This is a genomic window from bacterium, from assembly GCA_022763185.1.
In the GTDB taxonomy this organism is placed as follows: Bacteria; Bdellovibrionota_G; JALEGL01; order JALEGL01; family JALEGL01; genus JALEGL01.
The window spans coordinates 160,911-183,090 of the sequence record JALEGL010000008.1 but is presented as its reverse complement, the minus strand read 5'-3'; the positions used below and the strand labels follow the sequence as shown (position 1 = coordinate 183,090).

The following is a 22,180-nucleotide window of genomic DNA, read 5'->3' as shown; positions in this document are numbered from 1 at the left end:
GCAAAATTTTATAGAAATGGCGACTTTCTTCTGCATGACTAAAACATCTGTTGTTCACACAAGATCACTGGAATTGAAAGGTGACAAATTTATAAAGCCCCCTTCAATAACGACTGCTTGATTTATACAAGAACGTACAGTTGCTTTAACAATAAACGTAGAGTTTTCAGTTCAATCTCAAAACCCAACGACCTAAAAAAAGTATTATTTAACGTGTTGCTTTTCTTTTTTGAATATACTTGTAAAAGTAAATAGTTAAAGGTGATGCAATAAAAATAGTTGAATAAGTTCCAACAATCACACCAATCGTAAAAGAAAGTGCAAAGTTTTCTGTGATTGGCCCACCAAAATACAATAGCGCTATTGCGGCTAAAAATAATGTACCTGAAGTAAGCAAGGTGCGGCTTAAAGTTTCATTAACACTGATGTTAACAACTTCTTCAAAGGCTTTTCCCTTCATATTTTGCAAGTTTTCTCTTACTCTATCGTAGACGACAATGGTATCGTTGATTGAAAAACCAACAATGGTTAAAACTGCAGCTACAATGGATAGGTCAAATTGCAGCTGGAACAAAGAAAAAACACCTAAAACAAATAACGCATCATGTACCAAAGCTAAAATTGCACCTGGAGCGAACTCTAGATCAAACCTAAACCAAATATAAATCAAAATAAGCATGATAGAGAATAGAACGGATCCTATGGCTTGGTTACGCAACTCTCTACCTACTTTTGCACCAACATTTTCTATCTGTAGAACTTCCACGTTCTCTTTGTTACCAACAGCCGCGTTAAGACCCTCTAAAACTCGCTTAGAGACACCAGCAAATTGAACCATCCATTCTTGTTGATCTAAAGAACCATAAGGAGTAACAGAAGCCACTGAAAGGTCTTCTATCTTCAAGGCATTGAACGCACTTTTTATATTTTCTGCGTCTGCAATCTCACTTCCAAAAATATATACTCGCTCTTGACCAAACCTTAATTTTAAGTCTTTTGGGTTTCCTAAAGCTTGCGTAATGGTCTCATTGTATGTGCTATAATCCACTTCTTTTGGCGGCACTCTAATCAAAAACTCTTGACTACCGCCCTCACCAAAATCTTGAACACTGGCATTGGATAAACCCAAAGGCTCTAAAATGCTTCTTATTTGAGCAGCACTCATTGTTTGGTTAAAGCGCAAGTGCATTTGCGTTCCACCTTTAAAGTCCACACCATAATTAAGCCCTTTTGTGAGCAACAAAAACGCGCATACAAATAAAACCGCAATACTCAACAACAAAGTTACTTTTGAAATTTTAACAAAAGGAACACGTGGTTTGAGTGGAACCAAACGAAAAAAACCTAAACTTTTGGGCGAATTTGCAGATGCGCTCATATCGATAACCTCTTGGGTTGAAATTTATTTAATATCCATTCAAAAAATAAACGTGTAAACGTCAAAGCGGTGAAATAGTTGGCAATCAGACCAAAAATCAATGTAATGGCAAAACCTTTGATTGGACCACTACCGAAGTACCATAAAACAATGGCTGTAATCACCGTTGTAATGTTTGCATCTACAATAGTAATGTGTGCCCGTTCATAGCCTTGAGCAACTGCATCTCTGATACTCTTACCACTTAAGAGTTCTTCTCTAATCCTCTCATAAATAATCACATTGGCATCAACAGCCATACCAATCGATATCAGTATACCGGCAATACCCGGCAAGGTTAAAGTCCCGTTAACCATAGCCAGACATGCCATAATGAACGTAATATTGATGAGCAAAGCCACGTTAGCCGCTAAACCTGATAATTTATAATATATGGCCATAAATACAATGATTAACAATACACCTAACTTAATGGCATTAAGCCCATGCTCAATCGAATCACGTCCCAACGATGGACCCACCGACCGTGTTTCTAAAATTTCTACCGGTGCTGGCAACGCTCCAGCCCTTAAAATCACGGCCAAATCTTTAGCTTCAGCAAAAGTTTCACTTCTTGATTTAATCGATCCAAAAGTTATCCTGGGTTTACCATCTGAAATACGACCTTGCAACACAGGGTCTGAGTAAACTTTATTATCTAAAACAATGGCCATTCTTCTACGAATGTTTTCACCACTGATTTCATCAAGTAGCTGAGTACCTGTTACATTATAGCGCAAGTGAACTTCTGGCCAATTGTTTTGATCAAAACCAACTTGTGCATGATCAAGCATCTCACCTGTAATTTTTTTATCTGTTTTTACCAAAACAGGAACCATAATATTGCCCGCTAAACCACTGGCTTTGTTGTCTTTAAACAAGAGCCTACGATTTTCTGGTAATCTATTGTTTAAGAAACGATTTAAAGTCCTAACGTCATAACCAGGCTCAAGTGTTTCATCTGCTTCTTTGACCCACTGCTCTAGAGTTGCTTGAGAAAAGCTATCATCGTCTACAATCATAAACGACAACTGCGCTGTTTGCCCCAGTACTGACTTAGCTCGCTGGGGATCTTCTAATCCAGGCAATTGCACAACAATTCTATCACTACCCTGGGCTTGGATAGACGGCTCGGTCACTCCAAATTCATCAATACGATTTCTCAGGGTTTCTAAAGCCTGAGCAATGGTTTGCTTCTCAATTTGCCCTTTACGCTCTGAACTAATCTGAACATCAAGAGTTCCTTCTGCTGAAGATGACTGGCGAATATCTAAAACGGTTTGTCCGCCGGCATTGATACGATTGTAAAAAATATCTTCCAGCTTTTCAAAATCCTCTGGGTCACTTAAACTGATTTTAATCAATGTACTGTTAAATTTTTTACTGACCGACTGGTAAAGTATGCTTTCACGATCCAATAACTCTTTAATCTCCGTAACATAATTCTCAGCTTCATCTTGAACAACACGATCAACATCTACACCAAGAACCATGTGGATACCACCCTGAAGATCCAAACCTAAATTAATTTTAGACTTGGGTAAATAGTCTTTGTATTTTTCTAAGGTGCTTTCACTGACGAAGCTTGGTAGAACAACATAGACAGCAAGCAACGTTGTCAGAAACGCTATGCCTGCTTTCCACTTCCAAACACTGGACATTTTCATTGTTATTGATCTCCTTTTTTTGCTAATGCTTGTGGGGAATAATTTGTTGCCACTGCGGATCTTAAAACTTTGATTTTTGTATTTTGTGCAATTTCAAGGCTAACCACACTCTCTGTTACACCTGTAATTTTACCAATGATGCCATTTTGCAAAATAACCTCATCGCCTTTTTTTAAGCTCTCTAAGTATTTTTTATGCTGATCTTCTCGCTTCCTTTGCGGCCTTATTAAAATAAAGTAGAAGATGACAAATACCATGAGCATAGGGAACATGGCAGAAAAAATATTGCCGGATTCGGCAGCTTGTTGACCATTAGAGGCCATTGCGTAAACATTTGAAATCATAGCCGCTCTCTTACCTTAGGCAAGCAACAGGGTCAATTTTTCTTTACGATCTTTTGCTATACATGTCATTTCCGTCCAGTTACGGCCTACCTAGAGGGAGGTATTCCATTTGGACAAATACCCAGCTTTAAATCTTTGAAAGTCATCTTGTTCAATTGAATATCTAATTCTTTGCATTAGATTAAGATAATAGTGAATATTATGGATGGTATTCAAACGAATCCCCAAGACTTCTTTACAGCGATACAAATGATGCAGATAGGCTAAACTGTGGTTCTGGCAGGTATAACATTGACAATCTGTACAAACAGGCTCGTCTTTTAATGCATACTGCTTTTTTTTGATCATGATTTGGCCATAGTCTGTAAATAAATTACCATTTCTAGCATTGCGGGTTGGCATCACGCAATCAAACATATCCACACCCCGATCAACCGCTTCAATAATATCAACTGGCGTACCCACTCCCATTAAATACCTGGGTTTATCCTGAGGTAAAATATCTGTCACCACATCAATGCTCTCGTACATGAGTGGTTTAGCTTCGCCCACGCTTAAGCCCCCAATAGCGTAGCCAAAACAATCTCTTTGTATGGTTTCCTGAGCACTAAATTTTCTTAACTCTGGATCAGTTCCCCCTTGAACAATTGCAAACGTCTGTTGATAATCTTTTAATGGAACGCTTAACGCTCTGTCTAGCCAGCGCAAAGTTCTTTGCACGGATTCTATAATTTTATTTTTTTCCGCTGGCAGCTCAATGCATTGATCTAAAGGCATCACAATATCTGAGCCTAGTTTTTTTTGAGTTATGGCAACACTTTCAGGAGTAAAAAATATCTTGCTGCCATCATGGTGAGACCTAAACGCTACACCTTCTTCATTGATTTTATTGAGTGCAGACAAACTAAACACTTGAAAGCCTCCACTATCCGTTAAAATACTCCTATCCCAATTCATAAACTGATGCAGTCCGCCCAAGGTTTCAACGGCATCTTCACCAGGTTTTAAATAATTATGATAGGTGTTGGATAAAATAATCTGCGCTCCACAGGCTTTGAGTTCATCTTTGGATAGTGTTTTAACCGTAGCATTGGTTCCAACAGGCATAAAAACAGGTGTTTGAATTGAACTATGTTTTGTTGTCAGGGTTGCCGTTCTTGCCTTACCGATACTCGCATTTTTTTTAAGTTTAAAATCCATCATATCTTCTTAATTTTTATGTTGAATTAACATGCAATCTCCGTAACTGTAAAACATATAACGCTTCTCTATAGCCTGTTGATACAACTCCATCAATTTTGTTTGTTTTTCATCATCAATAAAAGCCGAAACCAAATGCAGAAGAGACGTTTGTGGAAAATGAAAGTTAGTGAGCATCGCCGTTGCCACTGGAGTTTGCCATGGGTAATGGATAAACAAATCACACATACCCTCTATACCTTGTTCAGGCATGCCTTGTTCATACCACCATTGTAAACTTCTGATACAGGTTGTACCCACTGCCAAAATTTGTTGGTTATTTTCCATCGCCTTTAAAATAGATTTTGCTGCTTGTTCAGAGATAAATACACGCTCTTCATGCAGTTTACCTTCTTGCCAATTTTTATCACTCAGAGGCTGGAAGGTTCCCCAACCTACATCCAATTGAATTTTAACCAACTTAACACCTTTAGCTTCAAGTTCACCCAAGACTTCTTCTGTAAAGTGTAAGCCTGCTGTTGGTGCTGCTACTGCTCCTGCAGTTTCAGCATAAGTTGTTTGATAGCCCTTTTCATCCAATTGGCTGTCTTCACTTTCATCATAATGCTTACGCATTTTTCTAATATAGGGGGGTATGGGCAGTTTTCCTTCCTCAAGCATCAACTGTCTCACTTGATTAAAAGTTTTGTTAACTTCGATAAGGGCAAGGCCATTTTCAAGTTTCTTACATATTTTAAAATTAAAGCTACCTTGTGGATACACATGTTCACATTTTGTTTTTCTTCCAGAAACAATCGCTTCCCATACAGAGTTTGTATTATTTTTAGAAATGCATTGAAGTAAAACCAGCTCTTCTTGTTTTGATTTATATTGCCAAGTAAACCTGGCTTTTAAAACTTTTGTGTTATTGATAACGCATACATCTCCTGTATTAAAAAAATCAGCAATTGAACTTACATGCGTATGCTTTATCTGATCACGATTGACATGATAGTACAGCATTTTTGCTGCTGACCTATCTGTTTTAGCCTGACGTGCAATAAGCTCTTCTGGTAAATGAAAGTCAAAATCTAGAGTCTGCATAACCTAAGTACCCGCTATGATGTTTTAAGCTTCAACTTCTTACCCGTGAGTTCAGAAAGTTTAGCATGCACCAACTGCATATCTTCCCAAACATACTTTTTTGCACTTGGATTGCGTAACAAATAAGCCGGATGATAGGTTGGCATCAATGCAATTCCTTCATATTGGGCAAATTGCCCTCTTAATTTAGAAATAGGCGTCTCTGTTTTTAATAAAGTTTGAGCAGCAAATTTGCCAACACAGCAAATAACTTTAGGCTGTATGCTTTGAATTTGTTTTATTAAAAAGGGTTCACACTGCTCAATTTCTTCTGGGGCTGGATTTCTGTTCTCTGGGGGACGGCATTTAATAATATTGGCAATGTAAATTTCTTCTCTGCTTAAACCAATGGCTTCAATTATTTTGGTTAACAGTTGCCCTGCTCTTCCCACAAAAGGTTCACCTTTAATATCCTCATCTCTACCCGGTGCCTCACCAACAATCATCAAATCTGCATTTTTATTGCCCACTCCAAAGACTATATTTTTTCTAGTTGTATGCAGTTGGCAACGTTGACACTCCCCAAGCTCATGGCGAACATTTTCTAGTGTGAACTCATTGTTTTCAAAATTTTCTGCACTTTGCACGGCTTGGCCTTTCTTGTCGATTGAATGTTTTTCTACCTCTTTAGCGTTATGGATAAGATAGTTCTGCCCTCTTCTTTTAAGATCTTGTAAAAAACTTTCAATATATTCTAAATCAACTGACATAAAGTCCTTTATAAGGTTTTTCAGTATGAAGAGCAATAAGTAATATAGACCTCCACTTTCTTTAGTTTAGTTCAATGTCATTGCAGACACAAATACTCAAATTTAATGTATTTGTTTATAAAAGATTTGACTCTTACGCACTATGTGGAGTCCGACATAAACCGTCATAGAAAGCAGAAAACTGTAAAAAAAAACGTTACTTTCCAATTTTACTTCATGCATCCCCATTGCATCAACCCAATGAAGACCCTTTAATAAAAAAGCATTAAATGCATGCAATAGATTTATAAAAATTTTAATTATAAATGGTGAGTGTATAAAAACCATCCCTATTGTAAAGAGACAATAAACAGCCAAAACAACTGAGAATAATGGAATGAATAAAAGATTTAAGAACCAAGACATAGGGTTTAAAGAAGAAAAAATCATGCAGGTTAACAATTGACTCATTGAAAAAATCCCTAAGCTTGTTTGTACTGCACTAAAAAAAACTTTATTCTTTTGCTGAAATATAGCAATGGCCAATACGCAAAGAAAAGAATACACAAACGAAAGTGTCCAAACTTGTTTATGATCAAAAATATACAATGCCAAGGCAGAACAAAACAATAGACTAAAAATAGAACACCTAACCCCAAGACTATGCATTAACTTCCCAAGAACAATAAAAACATAGGCTCGTTGCGCAGAGACTGGAAAATCAATCATGCACAAGTACAGCAAGCCTATTATTGTAGACAACACTAAATCTACGCTATCCACACGCAATATTTTTACGGTATAAAGATTTAAAAAAATCAGTTTTAAAACACAATTTTTAAGTACCAAGACTATGAGTGCAAAATGTATCCCAGAAACAACCAGCAAGTGACCGATTCCCAGACGCTTGAATAATTTTTTTAGATCCCTAGACAAATATTGTTTTTGAGCAAAGATTGTTGCCTGCAATAAGGCAAAATCTGTATCTGGTAAAAATCTTAATTGGCTGCTTATGTAAGCATACAGCTTTTGAATGGGCATTAATTGCGACCTAGCTGAGTTGAACCATTGCTTAGTATAGATTTTAATTTTATTGTTTTGACCAACGTACATTTTACCTTTCACAATCAGATTTTTTTCATTTATTGTTGGTGCATGTTGCGTTGAAAAGTACACGTTTGCCATAACGGAATGATGTAATGAGCATGAATCCTCTATTTGTGCCGAATAGCAGATCAAATCATGACTTACGCTTACAGCTTTTTTTAAATTGACTGCCGTGACAACGTCAATTTTTCCAGGTTTATATGCACAAGCTTGCAAATTCTGCTCTACTCTTCCTATCTGTGAAAACAGTAGGTAAACTAAAGCAAGAATAAAAATAGGAATACAGTACTGAAACCACCATTTTATGATCAACACAAAGACATATTCAGCACAGAGTATGCCAAGTTTATGAGTTCGATGTTTCTTGGTTTAAATTAAAATAATCATAAACACTTTTAGCAGCTTTATGTCCCAGGGCTTCTACTTTCATCAATGTTTCTAAATCTGCATTTTGAATATTTTTTAAACTTTTAAAATGTTGCAATAATAGTTTTTGTTTTTTGGGACCTATCATTGGAATTTTTGATAAATCACTTTTTAATGTTGTTTTGTTACGTTTCTTTCTATGATTTTTTAAACCAAAACGGTGCGCTTCATCTCGAATATTTTGCAACAAATTAGCCATTTTTGAGCCGGGTTTCAATACAATTGGATTTTTTTGATTGGGAATAAAAATTCGTTCAGGAGCATTATTTTTACCTTGATTCGTTTTCCATTCTTTTTCTTTAGCAATAGCCACAACATCAATATGATCAATACCCAAATCATTCATGATTTTTATTGCTTGTGACATTTGACCTTTACCGCCATCGATTAAAATCAAATCAGGATCGTTTTCACCATCTAATTTAGACAGCCTGCGTTTAAAAACTTCAAACATCATTGCAAAATCATTTGAGTAAAGACTTTCTTTTACATTATAAAAACGATACTGACTTTTATCGGCTTCTCCATCAATAAACACAACTTTTGAGCCAATAGATGCTTTTCCATGAAAAGTTGAAATATCATAACCTTCTATTTTTCTTGGATAGTTTTTTAATCTAAACTTATGTTCTATTTCACGTAAAACTTGCGTATTGCTCTGACTTTTCCGTTTTTTCTCGAGAAAAATGATTTTTGCATTTTTCTTTGCCATGTCTAGCAGTTGACTCATCTGTCCCTTTTGAGGCACTTGCAAAGTCACTTTACTTCCTTTTAAATCACTAATCGCTCCAGCAAATATACTTTGATCTGCAATTGTCTTTTCTATGTAAATTTTTTGTGGGTATAGATCCAAATTACCTGTATTGGATAAATAATAAGACCCTAAAAATGCATTGAGAATTTCTTCATAAAATTGAATGGACTCTTCATATAAAAAATCTAAAGTATTGGTGATACGCCCTTGCCGCATAGAAATAAGTTTCACAATGCTTGCGTTGACATCACCATAAATTGCAATAAAATCAACATTCTTATGAGGATGTTTTTGATCAATTGTTTGTGGTTTTAAAGTTCTTTCTATTGCTGTCAATTTATCTCTGTATACAGCTGCTTGCTCATATTGATATGCTTGTGATGCAACACTCATTTTCTCTAACAACTGTTTAATTAAAGTATCTTTATTGCCTTTTAAAAACTTTTTTGCATCATAGACATCTTTTGAATAGTTTTTTTCATCAATATACTTTACACATGGCGCAGAACATCTTTTGATTTGATACCTTAAACACGGACGCTTTCTTTGTTTAAAAAAGTAATCTGTACAATCTCTAATTTGAAAAATTTTTTGAACCTCTTTTAATGTTTCTCTAACAGATTTAGCAGATGAAAATGGACCAAAGTATTCACCATCACCTTTATTGATTTTTCTGGTAATGTACAGTCTTGGAAATTCATGTTGGCTTATTTTAAGGCTGACATAAGACTTATCATCTTTTAAATCTATATTGTATTTTGGCCTATGGTTTTTAATTAAAGAACTTTCTAGTAACAAAGCTTCTTTTTCAGTTTCTGTTACCAGCCAATCTATATGGCTAACTTTAGGTATAAACACTTTAACCGATGGACGCTCATCAGAATAGGCGTGAATATAAGACTTTAATCGGTCAACCAGTTGATTCGCTTTACCTATATAAAGTATTCTTTCAGCTGAATCTTTCATAATATAAACACCAGGCAAACGTGGGGCTCTTTTTATCAAATCAACAACTGATTTTTTCATTAAAGATTTATTTTTTTGTTTGTTTTGCATTGTTCATCAATCAAAGTAATCAACAACAGAATCATATTGTCCACTTTCATCAATTTCAACAATAAACTGATCATCATAGGTTTGTCCAACTGCTGTTATACTTTCCTCGTCAATGAGAATAGGTTTGTAGTCTAATTTCACTTTTTGGCATGAGAGAGGCAATACAATAAAAACAAACAACACACACACTGAGCACACTACATGTTTTTTATACCCAGAAAAACATAAACTTACCACCGCTAACAGCAGTAAAACTAAAAAGAACATACTCACATTGGATGTTTGTGGCTGCAAGGTATAGGTCACGAAAATACGTGTTTCTTTTCCATCATCCACTGTAAAAAATATATCATCAAACACAAAGCTTAGGTCTTGCGCAGCAAAGTCAGTTGTTGTTTGCAACAAACTATCTCCTTTATCTAATATTTTATTTTTATTGCTATCGAGATAAAGTGCCGCCTGACTAACTTGATTCATATCTAGCAACAAACTTTCTTGAAACTCAAGAGCAAAAATGTCAAAATCTTCTGAATAGCCTGTCATCACTTTACTAGCAACAACATACTCATTTCCTTGATACACTTTATTAATATCTTCAGCTTTAGATTGTAGTTGAGTTGGAAGGTTAGCATCCACCTCAACATTCAGAGAAAAGTTCACAACTTCTCCAACTGATGGGTTAAATTTTTGCACAATGATATGATACTGACAGTCTTCTAAGCGTGGTGAATTATTTTTATTCAACACAATACTTTCTGAAGTTGTTGAAATTTCATCACTGAAAGCAAGACTTTGGCTGTATAAATTTGGAGAAGATTTTGCAATTGAAAACTCAGGTTCACACTTAATAAATAAATCTAAATCTTTTGTAGAATTTAACCAGCTTAAATTAACGGTTAAACTTTTTGCACTTTGTGGTACATTAATAAAAAACTCTCTTATTGAAAAACTTTCATAAGTTTGAGAGGCCACTGTTTGACCTGAAAACAATTGACCATTATTATTAAGGACAATATCAATATCTTCAACCAAATCTCCTGCACCCGAAACACTGACCAAAGAAGACTCATTTAACATGTCTATAGAAGAGTCAAAGCTCTCATTATTTTGATTATAAAATTCAGTCTCAATAAAAGGAGGGTTTGGTGAAAAACTATTAATAGCCTCTCTCACTGTTTCAACTTTTACCGTATAGTCTCCAGATGGAAGTAAGCCACACAAGTAATTACCATCATTTGTATAACTCTGATCAGATAAATAACTGACTGCATTTTTCAATGGATCTGCATCATCTCTACAAGTCACATTAACAGCTCTGACACCCTTACCATTTTTACGCAATACATGGCCTCTAATTTCATTTCTTGATAATATCTCAGAATTATCTGGGTATAACAATGACATAGAAAACTGATCATCTAACTCTAAACTTTCTGAGACAGTGGCATCATCAGGAATAAATGGAAACATCGTGGGCACAACATCATCATCTGCGCTACTACCATTAAGTGCCTGTTCGGAATTCAATTGAGTATGGGCAAGGTTTAAAAGATGTCCAAGTTCATGTGTTGCTGTAGCAGCTATAACATCTTGGTCACTCCCGGTAACTGCACCATTAATAATAATAAAGCCTGCTGTTATTTCAAAGTTACTGGCATTAAACCGGCCTGGAGAGGCTATACCTAAAATAGAGGAGCCTGAACCTGGAGCTACTGAATTAAAAAGATCATTGATAATTGCACCATTATCATCAAAAATAACTACTGTATCGGATGTTTTGTTGTAAAAATTACCCGATGAATCAATATCAATAAAATTTTTATAATTAATTAGCGTAATATCAAGCCCCAAAGATACACCTTCATTAAAAGAAAAGTCTTGTGCTCCAAAAACATTTTCCCAAACTGAGAATGAATCACTTAAAATATTTCTTGCTTGGACATTGTTAACTGAAGCGGTCAGATTACCTGTCTCTACTCTATAAACAATCGGAGATCCATTGGGTTTCCATACGTAGGGCTGTCCATTGATGTGTTCAAGAAAAGCTGCTGCTTTTAATGACGTCATACAAACCATAAGCGTCAATAATACTATATAGAACACTCGTTTATTCATGGCTAATGCCTCTATACAGCTCTTCAAAATCTTTGACTGTGAAACCTTGACGTTTGTTTTTGATTTTTTGAGTCTTTAAGCGAGTACCCGGATTAAGCTTATTTGCTTTTAATTGAAATAAATTCTTGTGATTTTCTTTGAGTTCAATAGTTGCATCATTGATATTTTGAGTTGTTTTTTGTTCAATCAGTAGTTTTCCTTGCTCAAAACCAATAGGCATTTGATAGCCTTTTTGACTTTTTTCTGACATAAAGAACAAGATTTTTTGACCCTTTTTATAGTTAGGTATCGGTAAAAGTCTTAAGTACTTCCAACTGTTACTTTGGTTTTGGCTGACTTGTTTAAACTCAAGCAATTCATTAACCATTGATTCTTTATAGGCTTTAACAACTTTTAACTGAATTAAATTATACTCTAAACCATCTGCGTCAACTTTAAGAGGAGAAACATTCATCACTTGTGCAATATAAACTGACTTTGATTTCTCAATCATTACATCTAAACTTAAACTTTTAATAATGATTGCATTGGCTTTATAAACAAATACAAAACTAACAAAAAAAACATAAAAAAATAACTTTATATTATTCCATTTCATTAAAACTTAACTCCAAGGCTTATTCCATATCTATAGTTAACGGGTATCTTTTGATCCGTAAACACCATTGCTCTGAGTTTTAATGGCGTCAAAACAAAGTATACAGATTTATATTGATAGTTTATTTGCATTAACTCAAAATCAGCAATCAGAGCTTGAACAGACCTACTACTATCGTACAATTTTTCATAGCCTACGTACAAAGCTGACGCTAAATGATAATTGTTTTTTTTGTTTGTATAGTGATACCTAAAACCAGGTGCAACACTGTAAGTTTTAAATATATCATTGTATAAAAAGTCTGCCTGAAAACCAAGGCCATACTGTTTTAATCTTCTTTCATAAAAAGCGGTCACACCCGTTTGATTTGCAGAAAACTGTTTAATATTTCTATAGTGCGCTAGACCAATGTAGTAGTAATGTTTTTTTTTAACCGCTTTAAAAGCAGGCTTTTTTTGTAATTTAGGTTGGGTTCTTGTTGTATACAGTGTTCTTTTTACAGCTCTTGGTTGTTTTTTCTTATACAGTTGAATAGCATTTTTTTTAATCCATATTTTTTTTTCAGGCTTTTGTTTTATTTTGATTGCAAAATAATCTTTCTGTTGAGAGACAACACTTACCAAGTCTCCAGGCTGCAAAACACCAACTGTTTTTGATTTTAAAAAAGGTTGCTCTTTTACTTGCGCAACTGTCTTTATTTTTCCAGTATAACGATGTTGATCATAAACCCGATAATCTTTAGCATAAGTTATTGCCCTTAAACTAAAAAAAACAGCTGCAAGACAAACCAATTGAAGCTGCAAAAAAATAGCTCTTCTATATGTTTTTTCATTCAATAAAAAAGAGCAAGAGGTCCTACACCCCTTGCTCTTCATAATTAAAAAAACAATATTTAACACTTGATAAACTTTATGTTTAAAACTTATAGAGCTTATCTCACTTTTAAGTTTGTTAAAGATTTTACTTGCGCAGACTTACCGTAAGCTTCGCTGGCTTTTTTGTTCATTCCTTTTGCTTTATAAAGATCACCCAGTACTGAGTATGCTTCTTGATACTTATCATTAAGTTGAACAGCCTTTTCTAAGTTTTGGATCGCATCGTTAGGCTTACCATTTTCTTTTGCAACCACGCCAAGTCCATAATAGATTTCTGGTTGGTCAGGACTGATTCTTCTGGCTCTATCAAACCTTTCTTGCGCACCAAAAATATCTTTTTGCTCTAGTAAAATCAAACCAAACAGAATTTGTGCTTTTGCAAAATCAGGTCTATCAACCAAAGCCCTATCCAACTCTCTTGCTGACTCATCTTTTTGATCATTATCATAGTATACTTTAGCCAACCGATACCTTGTTTGTGCATCTGAAGGTTTGGCTTCAACATAGTCTTTTAGTAAGTCTGTTGCTTTTGAATAATCACCTTTATCAACATAATACTCAGACAGTCGAACAACAGCATCTTTATCATTATCTTTATACTTTAACACATTCTTATAAGACTTTGATGCAGCTTCTATATTACCCATTTTATAATATACATCTCCCAAGTCTCTGTGCGCATCAACATAATCCTTTTTCAAGGCTATTGCTTTTTTTAAAGCTGTAATTTTACCTGTTGAATTACTTTCTTTAAGAAGTTTTGCTTTTTCATAATGAGGGGCAGCAAACTTTCTATCTGCAATTATAGCCTTATTGAATGCATTTAAAGCATTCTTTTTTTGACCTAAATTTAAATACGTTAATGCTAATTTATAATAAGCTCTACCATGGCCCTTATCCAAAGCCACAGCTTTATTAAGCGAAGAAAGAGCTTCTTTGTTTTTATTCAATTTGTAGTCTACATCACCCAACTGATACCAATACTCTGCATTTTTGCTATCCAGTTTGGTTAACTCTTTAAGAACCTGCTTTCGTTTTTCTAAGTCATTTTTGCTTGAATATAAGTCAACCAAAGCCAGGCGTGACTCTATATCCTTAGCATTATTTTTTCTTGCACCTTCATAAGCTTTTTGCGCAAGTTGTTTTTGTTCCAACTTTATGTACTGCTCACCCAGCAAGGCATAAGCTTGAGCATATTTTGAATCAATATCAATAGCTCTTTCAAGTGCATTGATCGCTTGTTTGGTTTTTTTATTGTTTGCATAAGCATTGCCTAAACCATATAAAGCTTCAGCATTTTTAGAGTTTAAAGCAACTGCTTTTTCGTAACCCTTGATAGCATCCGACCATTTTTTTATCTCACTTGAACTTTCAGCATAGCCTAACCAAGCTTTTTCATCTGTTGAATCTAGATTGGCAACACGTGCATAAGATTTTGCTGCGTCTTTATCTTTATCCATATTTTTATAGATATCTGCTTGCAACATCCAATAATCTTTATTTTTTGATGCATAGCGAACAGATCTAGAGATAGCTTTGCGTGCTTTATTCCACTGTTTTTTTTGCTTTAAACTTCTAGCATAATCGTAATGATACCTAGCATTTTTTGAATCCAGCAAGGTTGCTTTTTGAAATGAAACTGCTGCTTGATCTACTTGTTTATTTTTAAGCTTGATCAGTCCTATATTCCAATGCACATCTGCTAAGCGGTTATTTTGTGTGGCCGCTTTCTCAAGAGCTGCTTGAGCTTTATTTAAATCACCTTTTTTTAACCACGCCATGCCCAAAGTTTTTTGAGCCTCCCAATAGTTGGGTTTAATTTTAACCGCCTGATCTAAAAACTCTATTGATTTATTATATTTAGCATCGTCGTAATAGTGTTGACCAATCAGATAATTCACTTCACTGTTGTTTTTATCAATTGCATAGTAACCCAACAAAGCTTGTTTAGCATCAGCAATATCTTGCTGTTCATTTTGTTTTTTTGCCAGAGCAACAATAGATTTTTTATACAATGAAGCTGAACTCGATAGCTTAAGCGCTTTTAAATAATTTTTTTGCGCTAAAGCATAATCTTTCAAGTCTTCATACAAAACGCCTAATTCATAATGCGCTTTGTGTTTTTTGGGATTCAACTGAATCAAGTCTTGATACGCAGCAACAGCTTCATTCTTTTGATTTGCTTTGGCTAATGCTTCTGCTTTTTCTTCGAGTATCATTTCATCTTTAGGGCTTAAAATATTTGCTTTAGAAAATGCTTTGGCTGCATCACCCCAACGGTTTTGATATTTGTAAGCATAGCCTAAGTTTTTCCACGAAATTAAAGAGTTGGCGTCAACTTCTATGGCCTTTTTCAAAGGTGAAACAGCGTTCTTATAACTCTTCACTTCAACATAAGCATGCCCAAGACGTTCATTGACTTTTAAATTTGAATCTTGACCATATTTCTTGGCATTCTCAAAAGCAGGAACAGATTTTGCGTATTGTTTTTGAACATAATAATTATGACCCAAGTACGCATAATAAACACCTTTTTTGCTATCCAAAATTGTTGCTGACTTAAGCTCTCTTTCAGCCGCTTTGTATTGCTTTTGTTGGTAATAAATCTTACCTAAATCAAAGTGGGTTTGAGCATTTTTCCCATCATACTTAAGGGCCATTATATAATGCTTAACCGCCAAATCAGGCTTTTTATTTCTTTGATCAATTTGCGCCCTTTTAACCCAGGACTCTGCAATCGTCGGTTTTAAAGCATTAACCTGAACATAACGTTGGTACGCTTTCGCATAGCTTTTTTGCTCATTGTATAAATTGGCTAGAAGCAATTGTCCCTTAACATCCTTGGGGTCATTTTTAGTATAAATTTCCAAATCTTTGATGGCAGAACTTGGCTTTTTAGTATGTGTCTTTGTTTTTGCACGCAAAAAATACAAATCATTATCTTTAGTATTGAGTGCAATGGCCTTATTTAAACTATTTTCTGCTTTTGCATAAGACGCTTGCTCATATTGAGCAACCGCCAATATTTTAGAGCTTTTTACAGTTGGCTTTTTTAAGCTGTGTAGAGTTAACACAGCTTCTTCAGCTTTCTTCCAATCTTTTTTCTCTGTGTATAAATAACTCAGAATCTCCCACGCTGTATCATTTTGAGGTTTATCTTTGGTTAATGACTCTAAGACATCAATAGCCAGTGGCTTTTTATTGCTTTTCACCAGAGATCTTGCATAGGCCAAACGCGCGGATTCATTTTTAGAGTCTTTTTTTAAGCCCAAGGCAAAGGCTTGAGCAGCTTGAGAATATTTTTTTTGCTTTTCAAGCGCATACCCCAAGATAAAATACAACTCGGCATCGTTTGACGTAATCCCTAAAGCTTGACGTGAGTATTTTTCTGCACCACTATAATCTTTTGCGGCTAGATTAATTTTGGCCAAATATTTTCTCGACTCGATATCTTCTGTGTTGGATCGCGCCGCTTTTTGAAAACTCTTTTTAGCAGCATCATATTTTTTTAATGCATACAAAGACTTACCCTGCCCTAAATGAGCCACAAACTCTTGTTCAATATTTTTCATGGCCAATGCTTTTTGATAAGCAGTGCTGGCATCTTTGTATCTTGCCATTGCGTAATAAGTTGCACCCAGTTGGTTCCAAAGCAGCGCTTGCTTTGGGTTCACTTTAAGAGCTTGTTTAATCTCAGCCGATGCCAGATCATAGTTTTTTAAATTTAAATAGGCTTGTCCTTTTAATCGATGAATATCTTCTGCAAAACTTTTGCTGATAGCAATTCCTTCAAGGTAACCTAAAACCTCTTTATATTTGTTTTCGTGGGCTGCAACCTTTGCCAAACCAACCTTAGACTCAATATGTTCACGGTTGTACTTAAATGCTTTTTCATAATAATCTTCAGCTTCAGAAAAATCTTTTTTTTGTAGTAAAACATTGGCAATTTTAGAGTAAACATAAGGATTTTGACTTTTTAACTTTGCCGCTTTTTTATAGGCAATAATCGCTCCATTTGCATTGCCTTGTCCTTCAAGACTTCTACCCAACCAGTAATACAACTCACTATCTTCGGGGTTATGTATGGTTGCTCTACGAAAAGTGTTGGAGGCTTCACTCCACTTTTGTTGTTTTAACAACTGCTTACCTTGTCTCAACAAGGCAGAAGCCGATTGTGCATGCAAAGAAAAAGAAAACAAAACCACCATTGCCAAAACAGTAGACTTAAAACAATTTTTCATACTTATTTTTATCTCCTATAGAATGAAATCCTACAATTAAAACACTTAGGCAAAGGCCTGAACACTAAATCTGAACCACAAAAAGAACGGGCACAAGACTTACAATAAAAACCCCAACTCTCTATATATTCTAGTCTTTTAAAGAAAATGGTCAAGTATTGAATACGTATAAAGCAATGTTTGCCTAAATGATAACTATAGCTTGAAACCACTCAAATCATTTATTTTTAATATTTAAAAAACACTTCCATATTTAACTTATGACTTAAAAAAAAGCGGCGATAAGACAATTAAGACCAAAACAAAAATTAAGCCAGCCCAAAGTAAAAGGTTTTTTTTCATATTGACCTGATACTCTCTATAAACCAAACTATTTTCTTTAATTGTTTCTTCCTGCTCAGAAAGCTCAACCAAATACTTTTGTACAAGTTCATTTTCGTCCGTTTCAAGAATTTTGGCCACACTTCTTAAGAAGCCTACAACAAAAGCTTTCGGAGGCAACGCATTAAAACGATCTTCTTCAAGCGCATCTAAATAAACTTTTCTCACTTTTGTTAATTTAAGGATGTCTTCCTTGCTTAAGCCTTTTTCTTTACGCTTTTCAACAAAATATTTACCAAATGTCATACCCTTCCACCTATCTTCTTATAATCTCTTTTTGACAGGCGTCATGAGCTTGCCCACCTTTATTGGCATATTTTAAACACTGACTCAAGGCCTGCTTGCGGCTTTTATAATCTTTGAAAATGCTGTATATCTGACTTAATTTTAAAAAAGAATATCCACATACTTCACCCCATGAGTCTTCCTTTGTGGCCTTACACGCTTTTGAAGCTGATTTGTAATAGCCTTCTGCTTTTTTGTAATTCTGTTGTTTAAAATGAACTGCTCCTAGCTTATCAAGAGCAAGTACAAAGCGGGGATTACTATTGATTGCTTTTTCATAGTACTCTATCGCTATTTCATCTTTTGCCATTTTTTCGTAGCTTCGACCTAAATTATAATAAGCTCTTTCGGGTGTGGCGTACAATAGGTTAGACACAGCTTTCTTACAATGCTCTTGCGCTTTGGAAAAACGATTAACATCAATATAAAGTGCACATAAATTATTATGTGCGTCGGCAAATTTATCATTGATTTTTACAGCTTTTTGAAAGTGTTTTTCGGCTTTTTCATAGCGCTTACTTTGAAATAAAATCAAACCATAAAAATTATGGGCATCGCTGTTTTTTGGATTCTCCTTGAGTGACTCTTCAAGATTGACAATAGCTTCAGGAACTCTTCCTCTAAAAAAAAACTTCTTTGCAATATTGTATTTTATTTCGGAGTTTTCAATACGTTTTGGATCTTTTGCACACCCACCCAAATTCAGCATGACTAAAAATACTAAAAAAACAACTGTTCTGTAACACTTTTTCATATTAAAAACCCAATAACACTTTCTGCAATGCTTTCTCGTCTTTTGTTGGTTTACTGACACTTTTAGGCTGTGATGGCTTCTTGTTTTCAATAAAGTCTAAGGTCTCAATAAAGTCGTTGCTTTTCACATTTGATTCAAGCTGTTCAAGGTTTTTCATTGAAAAGCCAAGTTTTTCTAAGTAATCCAACACATAAACTTCTTGTTTGGCAACATTACCCGCAATATCTGTTTCATCAAATTGAATACGAATCACTTTTTTTATTCCATCAGAGTGAAAAAAAATATTCAACAAAGAGACATCTTCACCAACAGTGGCATAAGCCTCAAGCCCATCGACAACGTTGTTATCTACTTTTATTGAACCTGTGTTGGTCGATTTAAAAAATTTATCGCAACTTTTCCACTCTTGAGAGCTAATTTTATTATTATGAATTTTCATACCAAGTTAACATAACAAAAATCATGACAATGCTCTATGAATTTTAAAAACTGGTTCATAGATTTTACAAATAGAAACAAGCGCTATTGAACATTTTTGGCCGCTAACTGCCCACAGGCTCCCATGATATCTTGCCCTCTATTTTTTCTCACCATCGATACGATGCCTTTTTCTTGTAAAATATCACGGAAACGTTGAATATCTTGTTTTTTAGGGCTTTTAAATTCAGGTAAAACTTTATTTTCATTGTATGGAATTAAATTCACTTTAGCTTTTAGCCCTTTGAGAAACGCTGCTAAATCATATGCATCTTGTTCACGATCTGTTTTCCCCTGAATCAAAACCACCTCAAAAGTAATTTTCTTTCCTTTTCCCAAACTTAAGCCTGAAAGCTCATGCTTAAGGCGTTTCAAATTAAATGTTTTATTGATGGGCATCCAATAGTCTCTATCTGCATCGTTAAAACCTGTAAGTGATATGGCTAAATTAACATCTGTTTGCTCTAAAAAAGGTTTAATCTTATTGGCTAAACCCACCGTAGAAACTGTTATTTTCCTCTTACCAAAACCATAAAAGTCATCTGCTCGAAGTATCTTAATGGCTTTAATCAAATTATTCATATTTTGCAAAGGCTCACCCATGCCCATAAACACCAAGTTGGTGATGCGTTTTTGCTTCTTTTTGTTTATATACCAAATTTGATATACGATTTCTTCAACGCTTAAGTTACGCTTTAAACCTAATGTTCCTGTAACACAAAAAGCGCATTTTAATGCACATCCTGCTTGAGATGACACGCATAAAGTTGCTCTATCCTCTTCAGGCATCCATACACTTTCAATACTCGTGGCTTGACCCAAGTCAAACCTATACTTAATAGTGCCATCTTTTGAAACAAATGTATCACTGGTAATTTCTGGAAAACTAAAATGGGTTGATAAATCTTCAACCAGCGCTTTGGGAAGATTATTCATTTGAGAAAATTCATCGCAGCCCTGAGCATAAACCCAATGAAATACCTGTTCTGCTCTGTACTTAGGAAAACCGCGCTCAAGCACAAAGCTTTGTAGCTCATCCAATGGCAAGGTTAATATTTCTTTTTTTTGACTAATCATAAAATAAAAAAGGCCAAGCGCTTTTAGCGTTTGGCCCTAGTCTATACCACAGTTTAACCGTGTTAAATCAGATTTTTTGATGAAAAGAAAAATGCTATTTCTTTTTCAGCATTTTCCAAAGAATCTGAACCATGAACCGCATTTTTTTCAATATTGGTTGCAAATTGTTTTCTTATAGTTCCTTCAGCGGCTTCTTCAGGGTTGGTAGCACCCATGATTTCACGATTGGCTTTAACCGCATTGTCTTTTTCTAAGACCATAGCCACAACTGGACCTGAAGTCATAAATGACACCAGTTCACCATAAAAAGGTCTTTCTTTATGCACTTCATAAAATGACTGGGCTTCTTTCTCAGTCAATTGCTGTTTTTTTAAAGCCACCACTTTAAAACCATTGTTTTCATAAATAGATAAAATATCTCCAATTGCATTTTTTTCAACTGCATCGGGTTTAATCATTGCTAATGTACGTTCCATCTGTTCTCCTCTTCTAAGGGGGGATCTTCCCCCCTTCTTTGGCGAAGACGCGGTCTCCGCCAAATTCATCCCACCCAGGTCGGAAGCGGCACATGGCCTATCCTCCAGGTTAGTTTTTATAAGTTAAGTAAAAAACTATTTTAGCTAGCTAAGAAAAAGAGTTCCGTATGGCGAGTTTGGCCTGTGAAACTGGTCATTGTTTGAAGCCAGTAGGAAACTTTTTCTTAGCTTAGCCTTAAAAGTACTTATTTTAAAATACTGCTGACGGTTTTACCCAATTCAGTCAAGTTGTCAACCACAGTAATGCCACATGCGTTCATCACTTCTTTCTTTTCTTTGGCTGTGCCTTTTCCACCAGAAATAATAGCGCCAGCATGTCCCATTCTTCGTCCTTCCGGCGCCGTTGTTCCGGCAATAAAACCAACCACGGGCTTATTGAAGGTTTCTTTAATCAGTTGAGCGGCTTCCTGCTCAGCGTTACCCCCAATTTCACCAAGCATAATCACTAAGTCCGTGTCTTCATCCTGATCAAATAAAGGTAAAATATCTAAAAATGTTGAACCAATAATGGGGTCCCCACCAATACCAACACACGTTGACTGTCCAAGGCCAGCTTGGCTAACTTGATGAACTGCTTCATAGGTCAAGGTACCACTTTTAGATACAATCCCCACTCTACCTGGTTTATGTATATAGCCCGGCATAATACCTATTTTTGCTCCACCAGGAGTAATAATTCCAGGACAGTTCGGCCCAATCAAACGGCTTTTGCTTAAAGCAACGGCACGCTTAACACGAATCATATCCATTACAGGGATACCTTCTGTTATGCAGACAATGAGTGGAATTTCATTCTCTACAGCCTCTAAAACCGCATCGGCAGCAAAAGGAGCTGGAACATAAATCATGGTTGCATCAACATCATGATCTTGTTTGGCTTCGGCAACCGTATTGTAAACAGGAATACCTTCTACATTTTGACCACCTTTGCCAGGTGTAACACCAGCAACAATTTGAGTGCCATATTCTTTACAGGTTGTTGCATGGAATGTTCCGTTTTTACCGGTAATCCCTTGCACAATGACTTTTGTATTTTTATCAACTAAAATAGACATCGTT

18 protein-coding genes are annotated in these 22,180 nt (G+C 35.3%); all 18 read right to left on the bottom strand.

The window, feature by feature from the left end:
* Nucleotides 1-208: 208 nt before the first annotated feature.
* The 18 genes from secF to sucD all read right to left on the bottom strand — a co-directional run bounded on the left by secF (nucleotide 209) and on the right by sucD (nucleotide 22,176).
* A complete protein-coding gene (secF, locus tag MRY82_05905) occupies nucleotides 209-1,378 on the bottom strand; it encodes a protein translocase subunit SecF (GenBank protein ID MCI5072460.1) in 1,170 nt (389 codons plus the stop codon).
* Nucleotides 1,375-3,084 (bottom strand): protein translocase subunit SecD, encoded by a 1,710-nt coding sequence (gene secD / locus MRY82_05900; protein ID MCI5072459.1) that lies wholly within the window; start codon nucleotides 3,082-3,084, stop codon nucleotides 1,375-1,377. Before secD ends, secF begins: the two co-directional genes overlap by 4 nt.
* Before the next feature lie 2 nt (nucleotides 3,085-3,086).
* Nucleotides 3,087-3,428 (bottom strand): preprotein translocase subunit YajC, encoded by a 342-nt coding sequence (gene yajC / locus MRY82_05895; GenBank protein ID MCI5072458.1) that lies wholly within the window; start codon nucleotides 3,426-3,428, stop codon nucleotides 3,087-3,089.
* 90 nt (nucleotides 3,429-3,518) lie between these two features.
* On the bottom strand, nucleotides 3,519-4,631 hold the full coding sequence (gene tgt / locus MRY82_05890) for a tRNA guanosine(34) transglycosylase Tgt (GenBank protein MCI5072457.1): 1,113 nt from the start codon (nucleotides 4,629-4,631) through the stop codon (nucleotides 3,519-3,521).
* Nucleotides 4,632-4,637: 6 nt separating this feature from the next.
* On the bottom strand, nucleotides 4,638-5,711 hold the full coding sequence (gene queA, locus MRY82_05885) for a tRNA preQ1(34) S-adenosylmethionine ribosyltransferase-isomerase QueA (protein ID MCI5072456.1): 1,074 nt from the start codon (nucleotides 5,709-5,711) through the stop codon (nucleotides 4,638-4,640).
* Between the two features lie 14 nt (nucleotides 5,712-5,725).
* Nucleotides 5,726-6,460: a uracil-DNA glycosylase gene (locus tag MRY82_05880; GenBank protein ID MCI5072455.1), complete on the bottom strand. Its 735-nt coding sequence runs from the start codon at nucleotides 6,458-6,460 to the stop codon at nucleotides 5,726-5,728.
* A gap of 102 nt (nucleotides 6,461-6,562) precedes the next feature.
* The gene (locus MRY82_05875; GenBank protein MCI5072454.1) at nucleotides 6,563-7,861 is read right to left on the bottom strand and encodes a ComEC/Rec2 family competence protein; all 1,299 of its coding nucleotides are present in this window, start codon (nucleotides 7,859-7,861) and stop codon (nucleotides 6,563-6,565) included.
* A 31-nt stretch (nucleotides 7,862-7,892) separates the two neighbouring features.
* Nucleotides 7,893-9,782: an excinuclease ABC subunit UvrC gene (gene uvrC / locus MRY82_05870; protein MCI5072453.1), complete on the bottom strand. Its 1,890-nt coding sequence runs from the start codon at nucleotides 9,780-9,782 to the stop codon at nucleotides 7,893-7,895.
* Nucleotides 9,783-9,788: 6 nt separating this feature from the next.
* Nucleotides 9,789-11,849 (bottom strand): hypothetical protein, encoded by a 2,061-nt coding sequence (locus MRY82_05865; protein ID MCI5072452.1) that lies wholly within the window; start codon nucleotides 11,847-11,849, stop codon nucleotides 9,789-9,791.
* Nucleotides 11,850-11,889: 40 nt separating this feature from the next.
* On the bottom strand, nucleotides 11,890-12,495 hold the full coding sequence (locus MRY82_05860; protein MCI5072451.1) for a hypothetical protein: 606 nt from the start codon (nucleotides 12,493-12,495) through the stop codon (nucleotides 11,890-11,892).
* Entirely contained in the window at nucleotides 12,495-13,298 is an 804-nt protein-coding gene (locus tag MRY82_05855) for a hypothetical protein (GenBank protein MCI5072450.1), read from the bottom strand. The genes MRY82_05860 and MRY82_05855 overlap by 1 nt, the downstream gene beginning before the upstream one ends.
* Nucleotides 13,299-13,426: 128 nt before the next feature.
* Nucleotides 13,427-17,611, bottom strand: coding sequence for a tetratricopeptide repeat protein (locus MRY82_05850; protein MCI5072449.1), 4,185 nt, complete (start codon nucleotides 17,609-17,611; stop codon nucleotides 13,427-13,429).
* Between the two features lie 258 nt (nucleotides 17,612-17,869).
* Nucleotides 17,870-18,238 (bottom strand): helix-turn-helix domain-containing protein, encoded by a 369-nt coding sequence (locus tag MRY82_05845; GenBank protein ID MCI5072448.1) that lies wholly within the window; start codon nucleotides 18,236-18,238, stop codon nucleotides 17,870-17,872.
* A 10-nt stretch (nucleotides 18,239-18,248) separates the two neighbouring features.
* Entirely contained in the window at nucleotides 18,249-19,031 is a 783-nt protein-coding gene (locus MRY82_05840) for a tetratricopeptide repeat protein (protein MCI5072447.1), read from the bottom strand.
* Nucleotide 19,032: 1 nt separating this feature from the next.
* Nucleotides 19,033-19,470, bottom strand: a complete 438-nt coding sequence (locus MRY82_05835; GenBank protein ID MCI5072446.1) for a hypothetical protein — start codon at nucleotides 19,468-19,470, stop codon at nucleotides 19,033-19,035.
* Between the two features lie 83 nt (nucleotides 19,471-19,553).
* Nucleotides 19,554-20,585 carry a 23S rRNA (adenine(2503)-C(2))-methyltransferase RlmN gene (gene rlmN / locus MRY82_05830; protein ID MCI5072445.1) on the bottom strand — a complete coding sequence of 344 codons (1,032 nt, stop codon included), beginning with the start codon at nucleotides 20,583-20,585 and terminating at the stop codon, nucleotides 19,554-19,556.
* Nucleotides 20,586-20,647: 62 nt separating this feature from the next.
* Complete coding sequence (ndk, locus tag MRY82_05825) at nucleotides 20,648-21,061, bottom strand: nucleoside-diphosphate kinase (protein MCI5072444.1); 414 nt, start codon at nucleotides 21,059-21,061, stop codon at nucleotides 20,648-20,650.
* A gap of 245 nt (nucleotides 21,062-21,306) precedes the next feature.
* Nucleotides 21,307-22,176 (bottom strand): succinate--CoA ligase subunit alpha, encoded by an 870-nt coding sequence (gene sucD / locus MRY82_05820; protein MCI5072443.1) that lies wholly within the window; start codon nucleotides 22,174-22,176, stop codon nucleotides 21,307-21,309.
* Between the last annotated feature and the right edge of the window lie 4 nt (nucleotides 22,177-22,180).

Bases quoted from the DNA above. Each gene is read 5' to 3' on its own strand.
- secF (MCI5072460.1), bottom strand. From the start codon at position 1,378: ATGAGCGCATCTGCAAATTCGCCCAAAAGTTTAGGTTTTTTTCGTTTG.
- secD (MCI5072459.1), bottom strand. From the start codon at position 3,084: ATGAAAATGTCCAGTGTTTGGAAGTGGAAAGCAGGCATAGCGTTTCTG.
- yajC (MCI5072458.1), bottom strand. From the start codon at position 3,428: ATGATTTCAAATGTTTACGCAATGGCCTCTAATGGTCAACAAGCTGCC.
- tgt (MCI5072457.1), bottom strand. From the start codon at position 4,631: ATGATGGATTTTAAACTTAAAAAAAATGCGAGTATCGGTAAGGCAAGA.
- queA (MCI5072456.1), bottom strand. From the start codon at position 5,711: ATGCAGACTCTAGATTTTGACTTTCATTTACCAGAAGAGCTTATTGCA.
- MRY82_05880 (MCI5072455.1), bottom strand. From the start codon at position 6,460: ATGTCAGTTGATTTAGAATATATTGAAAGTTTTTTACAAGATCTTAAA.
- uvrC (MCI5072453.1), bottom strand. From the start codon at position 9,782: ATGCAAAACAAACAAAAAAATAAATCTTTAATGAAAAAATCAGTTGTT.
- MRY82_05865 (MCI5072452.1), bottom strand. From the start codon at position 11,849: ATGACGTCATTAAAAGCAGCAGCTTTTCTTGAACACATCAATGGACAG.
- MRY82_05860 (MCI5072451.1), bottom strand. From the start codon at position 12,495: ATGAAATGGAATAATATAAAGTTATTTTTTTATGTTTTTTTTGTTAGT.
- MRY82_05850 (MCI5072449.1), bottom strand. From the start codon at position 17,611: ATGAAAAATTGTTTTAAGTCTACTGTTTTGGCAATGGTGGTTTTGTTT.
- MRY82_05845 (MCI5072448.1), bottom strand. From the start codon at position 18,238: ATGACATTTGGTAAATATTTTGTTGAAAAGCGTAAAGAAAAAGGCTTA.
- MRY82_05840 (MCI5072447.1), bottom strand. From the start codon at position 19,031: ATGAAAAAGTGTTACAGAACAGTTGTTTTTTTAGTATTTTTAGTCATG.
- MRY82_05835 (MCI5072446.1), bottom strand. From the start codon at position 19,470: ATGAAAATTCATAATAATAAAATTAGCTCTCAAGAGTGGAAAAGTTGC.
- rlmN (MCI5072445.1), bottom strand. From the start codon at position 20,585: ATGATTAGTCAAAAAAAAGAAATATTAACCTTGCCATTGGATGAGCTA.
- ndk (MCI5072444.1), bottom strand. From the start codon at position 21,061: ATGGAACGTACATTAGCAATGATTAAACCCGATGCAGTTGAAAAAAAT.
- sucD (MCI5072443.1), bottom strand. From the start codon at position 22,176: ATGTCTATTTTAGTTGATAAAAATACAAAAGTCATTGTGCAAGGGATT.